Here is a 17,623-nt window from a genome sequence, read left to right as displayed (position 1 = left end):
TGAAAATTGATATAAAGTATACTTAAATATATTTTTATATTATTTTGAAAATCAGGATTACAGATGATAAACCACGGCAAAAATATTAAAATTTTTACAGGGAATTCAAATCCTAAATTAGCCGCAGATATAGCTGAAATACTAGGGCTAAAAGTTGGAGATTCAAATGTTACAACTTTTAGTGATGGTGAAATATCTGTTAATATTCATGAAACTGTTAGAGGCGCTGATGTGTTTGTTGTTCAATCAACTAATGAACCAGTAAATGACAATTTAATGGAATTACTTATTATGATTGATGCCTTTAAGAGAGCTTCAGCAGGAAGGATAACAGCTGTAATACCATATTATGGATATGCAAGGCAAGATAGAAAAGCAAAAGCTAGAGATCCAATAACAGCGAAACTTGTGGCAGATATTATAACAACTGCAGGAGCTGATAGAGTACTTACTATGGATTTACATGCAGCTCAAATACAAGGTTATTTTAATATTCCTGTTGATAATTTAATGGGAACCCCTATACTTGCAAAATATTACATTCAAAATGGATTTAAGGATAGAGATGATGTAGTTGTAGTAGCGCCAGATCTTGGAAGTGTTGCTAGATCAAGAAAATTTGCAGATAAATTGCATGCATCAATAGCTATAATTGATAAGAGAAGACCAAAGGCTAATGTTTCTGAGATTATGAATGTTATAGGTGATATTAAGGGAAAAACCTGTATTATGATGGACGACATGATAGATACTGCTGGAACTATTACTAACGGGGCTAATGCACTAGTTAAACTAGGAGCAAAGGATGTTTATGCTTGTTGCAGTCATGGAGTATTATCTGGGCCTGCTATTCAAAGAATAAATGACTCAGTAATAAAACAATTAATAATATTAAATACCATTGATTTGCCAGAGGATAAACATTGTGATAAGTTCATTACATTATCCGTAGCACCAATTTTGGCAGAGGCTATAAAGAGAATATACGAGGATGTCTCTGTAAGTAAATTATTTGAGGAAGAATCTGATTTATAGATACATATTTTAAAATAGTGATGCTCAATTATTTTTATAGTTGAGCATCACTATTTTTTTGTTCCATTAAAATTTAAAATTATTTATATAATAGAGAGAAAAGGTTTATACTGAATATAAGCATCGTATGTGTAAAAAATGCAAATTAACGGTGTATAACAGTGAATAATTTGTAACATTTTTATAAAAACTGATTAGTTAACATTAAAGTATGATAAATTAGTGATAAGATAAATTATTTCTAAAATGAATTGTTACTAGAAAGCTCAATAAAAATAAACTAGTCAGATTGGCTAGTCCTTTTAAAAGTGAAGAACAGAAAAGTAGCAGAGAAAAAAATATACGAGAATAATAGATTGAAATAATAGAAAAATAAGTTGGAGGTAAGGATATGGAAGGAACTATAGGAAAAATATTAATAGTTGATGATGATAAAAATATTGCTGAGGTAATTAAGATGTATCTTGAAAATTCAGGATATGCAACAAAAGTAGTACATGATGGTAGGGCTGCGCAGGAAGCATTTTTAAGTTATAAACCAGATTTGGTATTGCTGGATATAATGTTGCCTTATATTGATGGTATAGATGTTCTAAAATGGATAAGAAAAGAACACGAAACACCGGTTATTATGCTTACGGCTAAAGGAGAAACCTTTGATAAGGTATTAGGGCTAGAACTGGGAGCTGATGACTATGTAGTAAAGCCTTTTGAGCCAAAAGAAATAATTGCAAGAGTCAAGGCTGTGCTTAGGCGTTACAACTTAGATAATGGTGGTAAAGAAGTTTTAAATTTTGAGGATTTAGAAATTGATATTAATTCTTATAATGTTACTTATAAAGGTGAAGAAGTAAAAATGCCACCTAAAGAATTTGAATTAGTACATTATTTAGCTCTTAATAAGAATAGGGTTTTTACTAGGCAACAGTTACTATGTGAGGTTTGGGGATACGATTATCCAGGTGACTCTAGAACTGTAGATGTACATGTTAAAAGGGTAAGAGAAAAGCTTCAAGGGGGGCCAAATTGGCAAATCGAGACAGTTTGGGGAGTAGGATATAAATTTGAGGTGAAATAAATGGTTAAAAAAGGGCTGTTTCCCAAGATGCTAGCCACCTATACTATTATAATATCTATGAGCCTTATAATTATTGCTTCTTTTTTATCTTATTGGTTCCAAAATTATTTTTTCGATGAGCGGAAAGACCAATTTTTAAGTAACTCCAATATGATACAAGATTATGCTAAGAAGTATATGGCAGGGGAGGTTACCTCGCAGCAAGTGAATGATATAATAACAATAATTGGTGATTATATTAAGTCGGATATTTGGCTTACAAATAGCTCAGGGTTTGTTTATGCTGTATCTAATAAAGACCATAAGGAATTTATGGGAAAGCAGGTATTTGCAAAGGAACTAGAGCAGCTTAGACTTGGTAACACTTTTGAGGTTACAGGACCCTATGCTGGAATATTTGATAAAGCGGTGAGAGTTTACGGTACTCCCATAATGGATTCGGGTACATATAAGGGCTCTATAATATTATACAACTCAATTGAAGAATTAAGTCAATCCTTAAAAAGGGTTTACGAAATAATTTGGATATCCTCAATTTTTGCAATAATACTTTCTTGTATAGTTATATATTATTTTTCACAAAAAATAATAATAAAGCCCTTAGCAGAGATTAATTCTGTAGCTAGAAAAATATCTAATGGAGATGTAGATAAGAGAGTTTATTTGAAATCAGATGATGAAATAGGGGAACTTGCTCAATCCTTTAATTTTATGGCTGATTCCATAGAAAAAAACGAGAAGAATAGGCGTGAATTTATATCCAATGTATCCCATGAGATTAGATCTCCTATAACTTCAATTAAAGGATTTATTAGCGGAATACTAGATGGTGTAATTCCACAAGAGAAGGAAAAATACTATTTGTCTATTGCCTATGAAGAAATTCAAAGATTAACTAGACTTGTAAATGACTTGCTTGATATGTCTGCCATTGAAGCAGGGGAGTTTAGTTTAAGAATCATGGAAGTAGATATTAACGAAATAATTAGACTTACAGTTATAAATTATGAAACAAAAATCAAAGAAAAAAGGGCCTCTGTAGATGTCTGCTTTGATGAGGATAATTTATTTGTAGCGGGAGACAAGGATAGGTTAGTTCAAGTGATTACAAATTTATTAGATAATTCAATAAAATATGTAAACACTGGCGGTAAAATAAAAATCAGTTCAAAAACTAAAGGAAAAAAAGCCTTCATTTCTGTCTTCAATGATGGCCCTAAAATAGCAGAAGAAGATCTACTTCATATTTGGGATAGATTTTATAAAGCAGATAAAGCAAGAACAGCTAAAGAAAGTACTGGGCTTGGATTATCTATAGTGAGAAATATAATAACCCAATTGCAGGAAGATATATGGGTTGAAAATAAGGAAAATGGTGTTTGCTTTACGTTTACATTAATGAAAGTAAAATAAGATACTGCATGATTTAATTATAACCATTAGGGGGTGATGTTATGGGTAATAAGAATAAATATGAATCACGTGAAGAAATAGAAGATGCTATGTGGAAAAATGCAGAGTCTGGTAATGATATCTTTGGTGAAATTAAATTTAGAAAAAGCAATAAAAAAAGTCATGTTAAATCATTTTTAAAAGTAGTTAGTTTTATACTAATAGCATCTCTTTCTGGCGGAATTACAGCTCAGTATGTAGTTAATAAAGATAAAGGGGTAGATGCTAGCCCAAGTACTCTTAGTAACAGCCTTCAAGGAATAGCAGAAAATCCTATTTGGAAGGTTTCTCAAAAGGTATCACCAGCAGTAGTTGGCATAAGTAATAAAGAAGGAGGGTTATGGGATACTCCAGAAGAAAGTGGTTCAGGAATTATATATAAAAGTGATGGGTTTATTATTACTAACTACCATGTGGTTGAAGGTGCAACAGAAATAAAAGTAAAGCTGAGTAATGATAACGTCTTGAAAGCAAAAGTTGTAGGAAGTGATGCTATATCGGATCTGGCGGTTATAAAAGTTGAAGCTAATAACTTACCTATTGCAAAATTTGGAGATTCCTCAAAGCTTAAGGTGGGTGATTTAGCCATTGCCATTGGTAATCCACTGGGAGATCAGTTTTCAGGAAGTGTTACTGCTGGAATTATAAGTGCACTAGATAGAAGAATTAATATAGTTAATAAAAAAACTGGGGAACAAACTATATATAAAGTAATACAAACTGATGCGGCAATAAATCCGGGGAATAGTGGTGGAGCATTGTGCAACAGCTATGGGGAAGTTGTTGGTATAAATAGTTTTAAAATTAATTCGGTTATTGGAAGTGAAGGAACGGGTTTTGCTATTAGTACAAATGAAGCTAAAGAAATTATTGATGATCTGATGACCTATGGTAAAGTTATTAGACCAGCTTTAGGTATTTATGGAGGAACTGCAATTTCGGTGGGCGATGATGGTGTAGAGGGTGTGTATGTGCAAGATGTTGTACGAGAGAGTGGCGCTGCTGTAGCCGGCATTATGCCTACTGACATTATAACCGAAATAGGCGGAAAGAGTGTTAAAAACATGGAGGATTTAAGTAAGGTGCTGGAAAGTTACAAGGTTGGAGGGACTTTATCCTGTAAGATTTGGAGAGACGGTAAAATTAAAGGCATTAGTATAATTCTCTCTGAATTAAAGGCTCATTAAAACTTGTTCCAAAAAAATACGCATTAAGTACTAAAAAAAAGAAATATGTTAATAATATAATTAACATAATTTTAACATGTATATAGGTTAGGTTCCTGAAAAACAGCAAGCATGATAACTAGTTGTTTTTTAAAAGCTGACCTACAAGAAAAATATATAGTACATGGTATATTCTATATAAAACTAATTTTTTATATAAATTTATGGATTTAAATATTTTTTTAGTATAATATTAGAAATAAAATAAAAAATAATTATGTGCTAGATATATGGCTTAAACATAATAAAATTTGGAGGCAATAATGTACTTGGTAATTGGACTTGGAAATCCAGGAGATGAATATAGACATACGAGACATAATGTAGGATTTGATGTAATTGATTTAATGGCAGGTAAGTATAATATTTCGGTTAATAGGATAAAATTTAAAGGCATGTGTGGTGAAACTAATATAGCAGGCGAAAAAGTAATCCTATTAAAACCTAATACATATATGAATTTAAGTGGGGAGAGTGTAAGAGAAGCCGCTTCTTTTTATAAAATTCTCAGTGAAAATATCATCATAATATATGATGATATTAGTTTGGATGTAGGCAAATTAAGAATACGAAGTAAAGGTAGTGCTGGGGGTCATAATGGGATAAAAAGTATTATTAGTAATATGAATTCAGATATATTTCCGAGAATAAAAATAGGTGTAGGACAACCAGAAAGGTCATTAATACCTTATGTTTTAGGACGATTCTCTAGTGAGGATCGAATACTCGTAGAAAAGACCTTTGAAGCTGGCATAAAAGCTGTTGAAACTCTAATAGCAAAGGGATGTACTGAAGCTATGAACGAATTTAATGGTTTTATTGCTTAAATAAAATTATTATTAAAATATTATTATATATTTATGCAGTGAGTGAGAGGTGTTAAGATGAGACTGGGTGGGCTTATGAAGCCTTTGAAAGATAGCAAACAGTTTGAAAATATATTGAAAAATATAGAAGACAAAACATACCCAATAGGTGTATACGGGCTTTCGGAATCAGCTAAGAATTATTTAGTGAATGGTGTGTACGAGCAATTAGACAAATCCATATTAATTTTAACACATAGTGATGTAGAGGCTAAAAACATATATGATGACTTATCTTTTTATGCAAATGATGTGTATTATTTCCCAACCAGAGAAGTGGGTTTTTATAATGCGGATGCAATATCAGGGGACCTTCGATGGGAAAGACTTAAGGTAATGAAAAAGATTACAGAAAAGGGTAAGAAAATAATAATTACATGTATTGAAGCTTTGGCGGCTACTTATATTCCTATAGATTTATTACAAAAATATATTTTTAAATTATCGGTAGGAAGTACATTGAATTTAAAAGATTTTTCAGAAAAGTTAATTCAGTGTGGATATGAAAGAGTAGATAGAGTAGATAATAAAGGTCAATTTTCTATTAGAGGAGGGATTATAGATTTATACCCCCCTATATCTGCGTTGCCTTTTAGAATAGAACTTTTTGATGATGAAATAGATTCTATAAGGACCTTCAATAGTGAAACTCAGAGAAGTATTGACAAGGTTAAAAAAATAGATATATTCCCGGCAAAGGAAATAATACTAACACAGGAAAGAATGGAAAAGGGATACAATGAAATAAAGAGTGATTTTGACACTATACGAGCTAGCTTTCATAAGAAAAAAGATAAAGAAGTTATTGAAAGAATAACATCTTTAGTTAATTCTAACTTAGAAGCACTTAAAGAAACCTGGAGATTTGAAGCCATTGACAGCTATATGCCTTATTTTTATGATACTACCTCTACTTTTTTAGATTACATGAAGGACTCATTTATAGTAGTCGATGATGCACAAAGATGCTTCGGTAAACTAGATAGTGTGTATTTTGAGTTTCGGGAAAACTATCAAAATTTTTTAAAACGAGGAAGTATACTGCCCAGGCAAGCTGGACTTTTGATTGATAAGGAGCATATATATGAAGATTTAGAGGGTTTAGAGGTTATGACAATAAATGGTATTGCTAAAAGTACAAAAATACTTAAGCCCAGGTCAATAATATCTTTTTCTCAAATTACTATTCATGATTATCATGGTCAATTAGATATGCTTATTGAAGATATAAAGGATAAAAAAGTTAAAGGATATAAGACGGTAATTCTTTCTGGTACAAGAACTAGAGGGGAGAGACTTATAGATATACTTAGGGATAGAGGCATTGAGAGTGTCTATAAAGACAGTATTTTAGAAATCCAGTTTGGACAAGTGATTGTAACTTTTGGTAATCAATTAAAGGGATTTGAATACCCGGAATTAAGATTATGTGTTATCTCAGATAGTGAGGTTTTTGGACAATCAAAAAGAAAAACTACTAGTCGTGCAAAAAAAAAGGGTGTAAGTAAAATTAAAAGTTTTACAGAACTTAAACTGGGGGACTATGTTGTTCACGTAAATCACGGAATAGGAGTATACAGAGGAATTAAGCAATTAGAGGTTCATGGTCATAAAAGAGATTATTTAGACCTTGGTTATAATTCTGGAGATACCCTTTATGTTCCAGTGGAACAATTAGATTTGGTACAAAAATATATTGGAAGTGAGGGCAAAGCTCCAAAGATTAGCAAATTAGGTGGAGTAGAATGGGTTAAGGCAAAAAATAAGGTGAAAATTTCTATTGCAGATATTGCAGAGGACTTGGTAAAGCTTTATGCATCAAGAGCAACACTTAAAGGATATAGATATAGCAAGGATACTGTATGGCAAAAACAATTTGAAGAAGAATTTCCATTTGATGAAACACCAGATCAATTAATAGCAATTGAAGAGATTAAAAAAGATATGGAATCGGATAAACCTATGGATAGATTGATATGTGGAGACGTTGGGTATGGTAAAACAGAAGTAGCCATTAGAGCGGCATTTAAAGCAGTTATGGATGGAAAACAAGTAGCGTTCTTGGTGCCAACTACAATACTTGCTGAGCAACATTATAAAAATCTTACCAAAAGATTTTCAGATTTTCCTGTAAAAATTGAAATGGTAAGTAGATTTAGAACACCCGCACAGCAGAAAGTTGTTCTTAAGGCTACAAAAGAAGGAAATGTGGATATACTAATAGGAACCCACAGGATAATTCAGCGTGATGTAAAATTTAAAGATTTAGGGGTACTAATAATAGATGAGGAGCAACGATTTGGAGTTACTCACAAGGAAAAAATAAAGAGTATAAGAAAGAATATAGATGTAATCACTCTAACAGCCACTCCAATTCCTAGAACATTACATATGTCACTTACTGGAGTTAGAGACATAAGTATAATAGAGACACCACCAGAGGAGCGGTATCCAATACAAACTTATGTGGTGGAGTTTAATGACCAACTAATAAGGGATGCAATTCTCAGGGAACTAACTAGGAATGGTCAAGTTTTCTTTGTGTATAATAGGGTAGAAACTATTAATGAGATGGCAGCATTTATAGGTAAGTTAGTTCCAGAAGCTAGAGTGGGCATTGCACATGGTCAAATGACAGAAAGAGAATTAGAATCTGTTATGATAGATTTTATGGAGAATAAGTACGATATATTAATGTGTACTACCATTATAGAGACAGGAATAGATATCCAAAATACAAATACCATGATAATTTATGAAGCTGATAAGATGGGACTTTCACAACTTTATCAATTAAGAGGTAGAGTTGGGCGTTCAAATAGAATCGCCTATGCATATTTTACTTATAGAAAAGATAAGGTATTAACTGAAGTGGCTGAAAAAAGACTTAAAGCAATTAAGGATTTTACGGAACTAGGGTCAGGTTTTAAAATTGCAATGAGAGATCTTGAAATTAGAGGTGCTGGCAATATGATGGGTGCCGCTCAACATGGTCATATGGCTGCTGTAGGCTATGATCTATACTGTAGGATGCTAGAAGATACAGTGAAAAAAATAAGAGGTGATGTGGAAGTAGAACCTATTGAGACATCAGTTGAAATTAAGATAGATGCATATATTCCTAGTACTTATATTGAGGATGAGTCCCAGAAAATTGAGATTTATAAAAAAATTGCAGCTATTGAATGCCATGAGGACATGTTAGATATACAAGAGGAAATAGAAGATAGGTTTTCAGATATTCCATCACCAGTTGCTAATCTTATGGATATTGCCTATCTTAGGTCTATATCAAAACAGGTTGGGATAATAGAAATTAAGGAGGTGAATGAGGAGGTAGTATTACAATTTGATAGGAGTGAAAGAATAAATGGAGAGTTAGTTAAAGCCTTAGTTAGTAAATATAATAGAAATATCATATTTAAATTAGGAAATAAACCAGTATTTGCATATAAATACAAAAGCTTAAAGAAAGAAGAAATTCTTTCAATTCTTATAGAGATTGTTAAGTTTATAAAAAGTATAGTTGAAATAAAGTGAATTTGTGATAAAATAAATATGTGTTAAAATTAATATGTAATGTATTGTAACAAAACTTTAAATGTCAATATTACATACAGAATGGGGGAAATATAATGAAAAATGTAAAAAAGATAATAACTGCAGCTTTGATAACTATATTTGCTACATCTTTAGTTGGTTGTAATATGATTGAAAAAACACCTGAAGGTATTGCTAAAAGTACAGTAGCTAAGGTTTTCGATGCTAAAGTAACTAGAGGACAGGTGGACGAACAATTAGCGGCTGTTATGAAACAGATTGAAACACAGTATGGAGCAAATTATAAAGATAATGCTGAAGCTATGACAGAAATAACAAAGCAAAAACAACAGGTGTTAGAAGGCCTTATTACTGAAAAAATAGTAATTTATAAAGCTAATGAGTTAAAAGTAATGCCTACTGAAGCCAAATTAAATGAAGAAATTGCTAAGCAATTAGCAGAAATCAAGAAAAGCTTAGGAACAGATGCTAAGTATAAGGAAGCATTAACACAGGCTAACCTTACAGAAGAGCAATTAAAAGGAAGAATAAAACCAAGTATTATTCAAGATACATTATATAAAGAAGTTACAAAAAATGTTAAAACAGATGAGACAAAACAAAAAGCATACTACAATAGTAATTTAACACTATACACAGAAAAGCCAAACAGAGTTCATGCAGCTCATATTTTACTTAAAACGGAAGCAGAAGCGGTAGCGGTTAAAAAACGATTAGATGCTGGTGAGAATTTTGCAAAGGTAGCAAAAGAAAAGAGTACAGACCAAACTGCTGCTGAGAATGGCGGAGATTTAGGATTCGTAGAGTACAATGATACTCAAATGGATAAAACTTTTATGGCAGCGGCATCAACTTTAGGAGTAGGTAAGATTTCAGCTCCTGTTCAAACTCAATTTGGATGGCATATAATAAAAACCATTGCAAAAGAAGAGTATCCTGTAAAGAAATTTGAAGCGGTTAAGGCAGAAGTAGAAAAAACCCTTATAGCACAGGAAAAAGAAGCAGCATGGAAAGCTGCCATGACAAAATGGCAAACAGAAGCTAAGATAACAAAAAATGAAAAAAATCTATAAGATTTTATATTTATAAAGCTATACAGAATACCTTAATATTTAGGTATTCTCTATTTTTTTTATTCGTATTTATAATATTAAAATAAAACATATATAAATGTGCATAAAATTCCAACTTTAGAAAGATAATAATAGTGCAAGTATATTATATAAGATTTTATTTAAGGAGGGAATTATTTAAATGAAAGCAACGGGCATAGTAAGACGTATAGATGATTTAGGCAGAGTTGTTATCCCTAAAGAAATAAGAAGAACTCTGAGAATACGAGAAGGAGATCCGCTTGAAATATTTACTGATAGAGAAGGTGGAGTTATTTTAAAAAAATACTCGCCTATAGGGGAATTAAGTGAATTTTCTAGAGAATATGCTGAGTCATTACAGCAAACTATAGGTAATATAATAATTATATGCGATAAAGATAACATAATATCTGTAAGCGGCGGTGCTAAAAAAGAGTATGTTGATAAAAAAGTTAGCATGGAGTTAGAAAAAGCAATGGAAGATAGAAAAGCTGTTCTATTAGGGGAAGGCTCAGAAAAAGTTATAGCCTTGTATGATGATGAGATGGAAAATAAATATAAGGCTCAGGTAATAGCGCCTATAATAACAGAAGGAGATGCAATTGGGGCAGTACTAATAATATCAACAGATGCAGAAGTTAAATTTGGAAATTTAGAATTGAAATTAGCAGAAACTGCAGCATCTTTTTTAGGAAAACAGATGGAACAATAAAAGTAAACACCTAAAAGTATATATTACGAGGCAAAGTGAAACATATTTGCGGTAATATATACTTTTATTTTTTTAATATAAGTAATAATAAGTCCTTAAGTTAAATAATTATAATCAGAGAATGTAATTATTACCTACCACATAGCATTATAAGGAGGATATTATGAAGAAACATTCATTGATAAAAGGGACAATTATACTTGGACTGGCAGGAATATTCGCAAGATTTTTAGGACTATTTTTTAGAATTCCAATACAGGCGCTTATAAAGGATGAAGGCATGGGATACTATCAGATGTCGTATCCGCTTTACATGACGTTTGTGGCATTAGCTTCAGGTGTTCCCATAGCTATGTCTAAACTTATTGCAGAGATGAATGCTAGAAATGATAGAGAAGGAGTAGGGCAGGTATTAAGGCAAACACTTTTTTTTATGCTTACATTAGGGTCAGTGGTTACTATGCTGATGATAATGTTTGCAAAGCCTATTATATCTATTTTAAAATGGGATCCTAAATCCTATTACTCTTTTACAGTAATTGCAATAGCACCAATTTTTGTTTCTGTTATGTGTACCTTTAGGGGATTTTTCCAAGGGCTACAGAATGTTAGACCTACCGCTATTTCGCAAATAGTTGAACAGGTGGGAAGAGTTGTGGCTGGAGTTTTATTTGCATATTTATTGTTTCCAAAGGGAATTGAATATGCTGCTGGAGGAGCAGCACTTGGAACTTTAGTTGGTGCAGTTATGGGAAGTATATATTTAATGCTAACTTATTTTAGGATGAAAAAAGAGCTGCCAGTAAGAAAAACATCAAAGAAAAAAAATATTTTATCAGATTTAGGTAAGGCTGCACTACCAATATCTTTAGGTGCTGCAGTGGGTACTATTATGTCATTGATAGATTCAGTTTTAGTACCCCAGCAACTTCTAAAAGCCGGATTTACGCAAACACAATCAGCAGTAATGTATGGCCAGTTGACTGGAAAGGCATTTACCCTGATGAATGTACCTTTAGCTCTTTCTGTGGCACTATGCGCGTCTTTGGTGCCAATAATTGCAGAAGCCTTTTATTTAGGGAAAAGGAGAGAACTCATTATAAGAGTAGATATGGCTGTGAAATTGTCAAATGTTATCTCACTTCCATCGTCACTAGGTATGTTTTTTATGGCTTATCCTATAATGCATTTGGTTTTTATGAAGGATGCAGCGGGGTATGAAATCCTCAAATATATATCAATATCTATACCATTTTTAATTTTAACTCAAACCAGCACGGCAATACTCCAAAGTATAGGCAATTATATGAAACCTGTATACAATTTAGCACTGGGGTGCATTATAAAGATTATTGTAACATATGTATTAGTTACGTTTTCATCTGTAAATATCTATGGTGCGGTTATAGGAACTATTTTAGGATATATTACAAGTTGCTTATTAAATATGAGGGATTTAAAGAATGTACTAAATATAAAAATTAAGATTTTAGATGCTTTTGTAAAACCATCAATTGCAGCTGGTATAATGATAATTGCAGTTGTATTTAGTAACGCAAATGTCTATAATTATACAATGAGCAGTGGACTTGCTTGCGTAGTATCCATCACAATAGGAATTATTGTTTACGTAATATTAATTTTTTTGCTCAGAATATTTGAATATCAGGAAATTAAAAATAAGCTTTCTAGGCAAAAATAAAAAACAAAGGAGTGAAAGCTAATGATTAAAGTAGTGGGACTGGGTCCTGGTGCAATAGGATCACTAACTATCGAAACAGTTGAGATTCTTAAAGCGGGGAAAAAAATTTATTTAAGAACAGAAAAGCATCCTACTGTGGAATATCTAAAAACACTATCAATTAAATTTGAGACCTATGACCATAGATATGAAGAAAATAATAATTTTGATGATATTTATAAGGCCATTGCAGAGGATCTTATCCAAAAACATGAAACATACGGAGATATAATTTATGGAGTACCTGGTAACCCCCTTGTGGCAGAAACTTCTGTTAAACTATTATTAAAACTTTGTGAAGAGAATAACATAGATATAGAAATTCTCCCCGCAGTTAGTTTTATAGATGCAGTTATTCAAAGCTTAAAATTAGATCCTATTGAAGGACTAAAAATTATAGATGCCTTCGATATAAAAAATCAAGTGTTAGATAAAAGGGTAGGGCTGTTAATAACACAAGTTTACAATAAATCTATAGCAACAGACGTAAAACTTGCTCTGCTGGAGTATTACAAAGATGATATGGAAATTTATTTTGTTAGAGCAGCGGGTGTAAAAGGACTGGAAAATACTAGAAATATTAAATTATATGAGCTAGATAGGCAAGAAGATATCGACTACTTAACTTCAATTTATATGCCAAAAGAATTAGAAGCGGCAGTGGATTTTTACGATTTGTTGGCAGTTATGAATATCTTAAGAGGTGAAAATGGATGTGCGTGGGATAAGGAGCAAACACATGAATCTTTGAAGAAATGTCTTATTGAAGAATGTTATGAAGTTTTGGAAGCCATAGACCACAAGGACGAAGATGAAATTATTGAGGAATTAGGGGATGTGCTACTACAGGTGGTTTTTCATGCCCAAATAGGAAAAGATGAAGGATATTTTAATATAAATGATATTATTAAAGGTATTACAAATAAGATGATAAAAAGGCATCCTCATATTTTTAAAATTCCAGAAAGTAAAGATTCTAAAGGTGTTTTAGAAAGCTGGGAAAACATTAAAATGGAAGAAAAAGGATTTACAAATTACACAGATACTCTAAAGCATGTTCCTAAAAATTTGCCTGGTTTAATGAGAGCACATAAGGTTCAAGAAAAAGCATCGAAAATAGGTTTTGACTTTGACTCAGTTGAACCAGCTATGGAAAAGGTGTTAGAGGAGCTACAAGAAGTAAAAGATGTATATAAAGGCAAAAATAGGGCAAAAATACTAGAAGAAGTGGGAGATTTGGTATTTTCTACTGTAAATGTTGCTAGACTACTTGACACAGACCCCGAATTTGCAGTAAATTATACTATAGATAAATTTATCAAGCGCTTTCAGTACATAGAAGAAAATGCAAGTAGCAGAAACATAGATTTAGGCAACATGTCACTTGCAGAAATGGACATTTTATGGAACGAATCCAAAAGTTGATAAATTTATTTAGAAATAAAACAAGTTCAAAAGAAGGAATTTTAAAATTGGTGAAGAATATGCTATTTAATAGTGAAGAATATGCTTAATAGCGTACGCACTACTAAGTAGTGTACTCAATAATAAGGAGGTAACAAAAGTGAATAAATCAGAATTAATAACAAGTATTGCAGACAAATCTAAGTTAACTAAAAAAGACGCAGAAGCAGCTCTAAAAGGTATTATAGAAAGTATTGAAGAAACATTAGAAAAAGGTGAAAAAGTTCAACTAGTTGGATTCGGAACTTTCGAAACAAGAGCAAGAGCTGCTAGAATGGGTAGAAACCCAAGAACAAAAGAAGAAATTCAAATCTCAGCATCAACAGTTCCAGTATTTAAAGCTGGTAAAGAATTTAAAGATATAGTAAATAAATAGTTTTACTGTGATGTGAAAAACCTAGATATTTATCTGGGTTTTTTGTTTTAAAATTTTGTTTTACAAATGCTAAAAATAGCAAATCATATTAAAAAGGAGAAGCATATATGAGATTAGATAAATATTTAAAGGTTTCAAGGATTATTAAGAGAAGAACTATAGCAAAGGAAGCTTGCGAAAGTGGTAGGGTTTCTATAAATGATAAAGTAGCAAAAGCAGGGACAGTGGTGGCTGAAGGTGATACTATCGAAATTCAATTTGCAAATCAAATTTTACAAGCTAAAATTATAAATATTGCCGAACATGTAACAAAAGATAGTGCAAAAGAAATGTATGAAATAGTTTCAGGAAGAGAAGACAATGAATAAATGTTGTTAAATATAATTCTTAATTAAGTTTAATAAGCATATACATTTTATAGGAATATAATGGTATGTACCTAATTGTGAATAGGATTAGCTTCTTAATTCCCAATTTTTATTATTAAAATTAATAAGGAGGATATTATGGAAGTAAAGAAAGAAACCAAAATAGAGGATAGAAAAAGCAATTTAATGCTTGAAAACAGAAAAAAGCTCACTATTAATGGAGTTATTGAGGTTATAAATTTCAATGAAAATCAAATATTATTGAACACAGATGTAGGAACAATGATAGTAAAAGGAAAAGAATTAAAGATGAATAAATTAGATGTTCAAAATGGAGATGTAATAATAACTGGGAAGGTAGATGCTTTTGTTTATACTAGCGACAAAAGTAAAGTCAAAAAAGATAGTATAATATCAAGATTGTTCAGGTAAAAGAGTTATGATAATTTCATTGATAAACCAAGTTAGACTTATAATTTTCAGTTTATTGTCTGGAATAATAACTGGTATATTTTTTGACATATATAGATTAATTAGAGGATTCGAAAATCCTAACAAATTTTTAACGATAATACAAGATTTACTATTTTGGACATTAACTTCTATAGTCGTTTTTATATTTTTGATGTATACTAATGAGGGCTACATAAACTTTTATGTGTATGTATGTTTGATAATAGGGGCATACTTATATTTAAAACTCTTAAGTAGGGCTTTTATAAAACTGCAATATAGAGCTCTAAAACTCAATGGGAAAGTATTTAGAATTGCATGGAATCACATTTTGTATCCATTAAATTTATTATTTTGTAAGCTTGGAATAAAAAAAAATAGTAAATTATAAAAAAATAGCTTGAAGAAATGTGAAATACAATTTAGAATAGATTTATGAAGTTTATAGAATACTCATTCCATTGAAAGGAAAAGGGTATGTAATATGAAAAAAAAATTTAGTATTAAGAGTGTGGTATTAGTTTTTGCTGTGGTGTATGTATGTTATGTTTTAATTCACCAACAGGCAACGATGGTAAGACAAAAGAATGAGTTACAAAAGTATAATGTTGAATTACAAAAGAGAAAAGAAGAAAAAAAAGTATTGCAGGATGAAGTAGAGTTATCTAAAACTGACAAATATATAGAAAAATTGGCAAGAGAAATTTTAGGTCTTGTTAAAGAAGGTGAAACTCCTGTAATGGATAATAAAAACTAAATGCTATAATTATTGTTATGCTTATTATTAAATTAATATATAAAATAAAAACATTATTTTTGAGGAGGAGTCTTTTTAATATGACCTTAATGGCTGGAAGCATTGTAGAAGGTAAAGTAGTAAATATCACCAATTTTGGTGCGTTTGTAGAAGTGGAGGGCAAGACAGGACTAGTGCATATATCTGAGGTTTCGGATACATTCGTTAAAAATGTTAATGATCATCTTAAAGAAAATGATATAGTTAAAGTTAAAGTAATTTCTGTAGATGATAATGGTAAAATTAGTTTGTCCATAAAACAAGCTGGAGTGCCTAAAAAATCTATTAAACCAATGGAGATAGATTGGGAAAAGGAAAAAAGCAAAGCAAATGCAAGTGGATTTGAAGACATAATGACTAAATTTTTAAAAGACAGTGAAGAAAGATTTCAAGACGTTAAAAAACATCAAGAGGGAAAAGGCAGAGGATATAGTAAAAAAACGTCAAGTTATTAGTGAAATCTGTAGGAACTAAGTACTTAGTTCCTATTTTAAAAAAACAAAAAGTTATTGACAATAGTTTCTACATCATATATAATAAAAAATGTTGCTGACAAGTAACACTTCGAATGCTAGTAAATGTGGAACAAGTTAAGTTAGTAACTAATTAGCAAGACGCAGATGAAATTATAGTCAATAAGCTGGAGTGGCGGAACTGGCAGACGCACAGGACTTAAAATCCTGCGGTGGTTAAACACCGTACCGGTTCAATTCCGGTCTTCAGCACCAAATATCGCGGGATGGAGCAGTTGGTAGCTCGTCGGGCTCATAACCCGAAGGTCGCAGGTTCAAGTCCTGCTCCCGCAACCAAATGTGGCGGAATAGCTCAGCTGGCTAGAGCATTCGGTTCATACCCGAAGGGTCGTAGGTTCAAGTCCTATTTCCGCTACCATTTACATTTAATCTTTAGTTCATAAAAAAATATTGACATATGGTACATATTAGTATAAAATTATAATTGTTTTCAAAAAAGCTTATTTACAATTTAGAATTAATGTCGCGGGATGGAGCAGTTGGTAGCTCGTCGGGCTCATAACCCGAAGGTCGTAGGTTCAAGTCCTACTCCCGCAACCAATAAGTTTTAAATTATTGATTGTATAGTTATACTGTTTAATCATTAAAATAAGATTTTGTATTAGTTTTAATTTTTAGATTCAACTTTAATATCGCGGGATGGAGCAGTTGGTAGCTCGTCGGGCTCATAACCCGAAGGTCGTGGGTTCAAGTCCTACTCCCGCAACCAATGAGTTTTAAATTACTCATTACGTTGAATAAGTAAAATCTCACATTGTGTAAGTCGAAAGCAAATAAGCTGGAGTGGCGGAACTGGCAGACGCACAGGACTTAAAATCCTGCGGTGGTTAAACACCGTACCGGTTCGATTCCGGTCTTCAGCACCAAA

Annotated in this window: 16 protein-coding genes and 6 tRNA genes; all 22 read left to right on the top strand. The window is 31.8% G+C overall.

Annotation, left to right across the window (positions count from 1 at the left end):
- Window positions 1-63 precede the first annotated feature (63 nt).
- Window positions 64-1,035, top strand: a complete 972-nt coding sequence (locus tag KPL51_RS15230; protein ID WP_216163258.1) for a ribose-phosphate diphosphokinase — start codon at window positions 64-66, stop codon at window positions 1,033-1,035.
- 391 nt (window positions 1,036-1,426) lie between these two features.
- A complete protein-coding gene (locus tag KPL51_RS15225) occupies window positions 1,427-2,113 on the top strand; it encodes a response regulator (protein WP_216163256.1) in 687 nt (228 codons plus the stop codon).
- The gene (locus KPL51_RS15220) at window positions 2,114-3,526 is read left to right on the top strand and encodes a sensor histidine kinase (protein WP_216163254.1); all 1,413 of its coding nucleotides are present in this window, start codon (window positions 2,114-2,116) and stop codon (window positions 3,524-3,526) included.
- A gap of 89 nt (window positions 3,527-3,615) precedes the next feature.
- Window positions 3,616-4,752, top strand: a complete 1,137-nt coding sequence (locus tag KPL51_RS15215) for a S1C family serine protease (protein WP_224854287.1) — start codon at window positions 3,616-3,618, stop codon at window positions 4,750-4,752.
- 302 nt (window positions 4,753-5,054) lie between these two features.
- On the top strand, window positions 5,055-5,618 hold the full coding sequence (gene pth, locus KPL51_RS15210; RefSeq protein ID WP_216163250.1) for an aminoacyl-tRNA hydrolase: 564 nt from the start codon (window positions 5,055-5,057) through the stop codon (window positions 5,616-5,618).
- 57 nt (window positions 5,619-5,675) lie between these two features.
- Window positions 5,676-9,197, top strand: coding sequence for a transcription-repair coupling factor (gene mfd / locus KPL51_RS15205; protein ID WP_216163248.1), 3,522 nt, complete (start codon window positions 5,676-5,678; stop codon window positions 9,195-9,197).
- Window positions 9,198-9,292: 95 nt separating this feature from the next.
- Window positions 9,293-10,291, top strand: coding sequence for a peptidylprolyl isomerase (locus tag KPL51_RS15200; protein WP_216163246.1), 999 nt, complete (start codon window positions 9,293-9,295; stop codon window positions 10,289-10,291).
- Between the two features lie 181 nt (window positions 10,292-10,472).
- Window positions 10,473-11,024 (top strand): stage V sporulation protein T, encoded by a 552-nt coding sequence (spoVT, locus tag KPL51_RS15195; protein ID WP_216163245.1) that lies wholly within the window; start codon window positions 10,473-10,475, stop codon window positions 11,022-11,024.
- Window positions 11,025-11,187: 163 nt separating this feature from the next.
- A complete protein-coding gene (locus KPL51_RS15190; protein ID WP_216163243.1) occupies window positions 11,188-12,726 on the top strand; it encodes a putative polysaccharide biosynthesis protein in 1,539 nt (512 codons plus the stop codon).
- 21 nt (window positions 12,727-12,747) lie between these two features.
- On the top strand, window positions 12,748-14,190 hold the full coding sequence (gene yabN / locus KPL51_RS15185) for a bifunctional methyltransferase/pyrophosphohydrolase YabN (RefSeq protein WP_216163241.1): 1,443 nt from the start codon (window positions 12,748-12,750) through the stop codon (window positions 14,188-14,190).
- A gap of 139 nt (window positions 14,191-14,329) precedes the next feature.
- Window positions 14,330-14,605: a non-specific DNA-binding protein Hbs gene (gene hbs / locus KPL51_RS15180; protein ID WP_216163239.1), complete on the top strand. Its 276-nt coding sequence runs from the start codon at window positions 14,330-14,332 to the stop codon at window positions 14,603-14,605.
- A 107-nt stretch (window positions 14,606-14,712) separates the two neighbouring features.
- Window positions 14,713-14,973, top strand: a complete 261-nt coding sequence (locus tag KPL51_RS15175; RefSeq protein ID WP_216163237.1) for an RNA-binding S4 domain-containing protein — start codon at window positions 14,713-14,715, stop codon at window positions 14,971-14,973.
- A gap of 138 nt (window positions 14,974-15,111) precedes the next feature.
- On the top strand, window positions 15,112-15,405 hold the full coding sequence (yabP, locus tag KPL51_RS15170) for a sporulation protein YabP (RefSeq protein ID WP_216163235.1): 294 nt from the start codon (window positions 15,112-15,114) through the stop codon (window positions 15,403-15,405).
- 7 nt (window positions 15,406-15,412) lie between these two features.
- Window positions 15,413-15,817 carry a spore cortex biosynthesis protein YabQ gene (yabQ, locus tag KPL51_RS15165; protein ID WP_216163233.1) on the top strand — a complete coding sequence of 135 codons (405 nt, stop codon included), beginning with the start codon at window positions 15,413-15,415 and terminating at the stop codon, window positions 15,815-15,817.
- Window positions 15,818-15,910: 93 nt separating this feature from the next.
- Complete coding sequence (locus KPL51_RS15160; RefSeq protein ID WP_216163231.1) at window positions 15,911-16,183, top strand: FtsB family cell division protein; 273 nt, start codon at window positions 15,911-15,913, stop codon at window positions 16,181-16,183.
- Window positions 16,184-16,263: 80 nt separating this feature from the next.
- Window positions 16,264-16,677, top strand: coding sequence for a S1 domain-containing RNA-binding protein (locus KPL51_RS15155; protein ID WP_164945020.1), 414 nt, complete (start codon window positions 16,264-16,266; stop codon window positions 16,675-16,677).
- A gap of 184 nt (window positions 16,678-16,861) precedes the next feature.
- Window positions 16,862-16,950 (top strand) — tRNA-Leu (locus KPL51_RS15150).
- Between the two features lie 5 nt (window positions 16,951-16,955).
- Window positions 16,956-17,031 (top strand) — tRNA-Met (locus KPL51_RS15145).
- A 5-nt stretch (window positions 17,032-17,036) separates the two neighbouring features.
- Window positions 17,037-17,113 (top strand) — tRNA-Met (locus tag KPL51_RS15140).
- A 106-nt stretch (window positions 17,114-17,219) separates the two neighbouring features.
- Window positions 17,220-17,295 (top strand) — tRNA-Met (locus KPL51_RS15135).
- 93 nt (window positions 17,296-17,388) lie between these two features.
- Window positions 17,389-17,464, top strand: a tRNA-Met gene (locus KPL51_RS15130).
- Window positions 17,465-17,532: 68 nt separating this feature from the next.
- A tRNA-Leu gene (locus KPL51_RS15125) sits at window positions 17,533-17,621 on the top strand.
- Window positions 17,622-17,623 lie beyond the last annotated feature (2 nt).

The organism is Clostridium bowmanii (assembly GCF_018861315.1).
GTDB classification, from domain to species: domain Bacteria; phylum Bacillota; class Clostridia; order Clostridiales; family Clostridiaceae; genus Clostridium_AD; species Clostridium_AD bowmanii.
The sequence above is the reverse complement of the archived record's forward strand: the minus strand, read 5'-3'. Positions and strand labels throughout refer to the sequence as shown.

What these genes read in the sequence shown, in the direction of transcription:
- KPL51_RS15230 (WP_216163258.1), top strand. Translation starts at nt 64, where the DNA reads ATGATAAACCACGGCAAAAATATTAAAATTTTTACAGGGAATTCAAAT.
- KPL51_RS15225 (WP_216163256.1), top strand. Translation starts at nt 1,427, where the DNA reads ATGGAAGGAACTATAGGAAAAATATTAATAGTTGATGATGATAAAAAT.
- KPL51_RS15220 (WP_216163254.1), top strand. Translation starts at nt 2,114, where the DNA reads ATGGTTAAAAAAGGGCTGTTTCCCAAGATGCTAGCCACCTATACTATT.
- KPL51_RS15215 (WP_224854287.1), top strand. Translation starts at nt 3,616, where the DNA reads ATGTGGAAAAATGCAGAGTCTGGTAATGATATCTTTGGTGAAATTAAA.
- pth (WP_216163250.1), top strand. Translation starts at nt 5,055, where the DNA reads ATGTACTTGGTAATTGGACTTGGAAATCCAGGAGATGAATATAGACAT.
- mfd (WP_216163248.1), top strand. Translation starts at nt 5,676, where the DNA reads ATGAGACTGGGTGGGCTTATGAAGCCTTTGAAAGATAGCAAACAGTTT.
- KPL51_RS15200 (WP_216163246.1), top strand. Translation starts at nt 9,293, where the DNA reads ATGAAAAATGTAAAAAAGATAATAACTGCAGCTTTGATAACTATATTT.
- spoVT (WP_216163245.1), top strand. Translation starts at nt 10,473, where the DNA reads ATGAAAGCAACGGGCATAGTAAGACGTATAGATGATTTAGGCAGAGTT.
- KPL51_RS15190 (WP_216163243.1), top strand. Translation starts at nt 11,188, where the DNA reads ATGAAGAAACATTCATTGATAAAAGGGACAATTATACTTGGACTGGCA.
- yabN (WP_216163241.1), top strand. Translation starts at nt 12,748, where the DNA reads ATGATTAAAGTAGTGGGACTGGGTCCTGGTGCAATAGGATCACTAACT.
- KPL51_RS15175 (WP_216163237.1), top strand. Translation starts at nt 14,713, where the DNA reads ATGAGATTAGATAAATATTTAAAGGTTTCAAGGATTATTAAGAGAAGA.
- yabP (WP_216163235.1), top strand. Translation starts at nt 15,112, where the DNA reads ATGGAAGTAAAGAAAGAAACCAAAATAGAGGATAGAAAAAGCAATTTA.
- yabQ (WP_216163233.1), top strand. Translation starts at nt 15,413, where the DNA reads ATGATAATTTCATTGATAAACCAAGTTAGACTTATAATTTTCAGTTTA.
- KPL51_RS15160 (WP_216163231.1), top strand. Translation starts at nt 15,911, where the DNA reads ATGAAAAAAAAATTTAGTATTAAGAGTGTGGTATTAGTTTTTGCTGTG.
- KPL51_RS15155 (WP_164945020.1), top strand. Translation starts at nt 16,264, where the DNA reads ATGACCTTAATGGCTGGAAGCATTGTAGAAGGTAAAGTAGTAAATATC.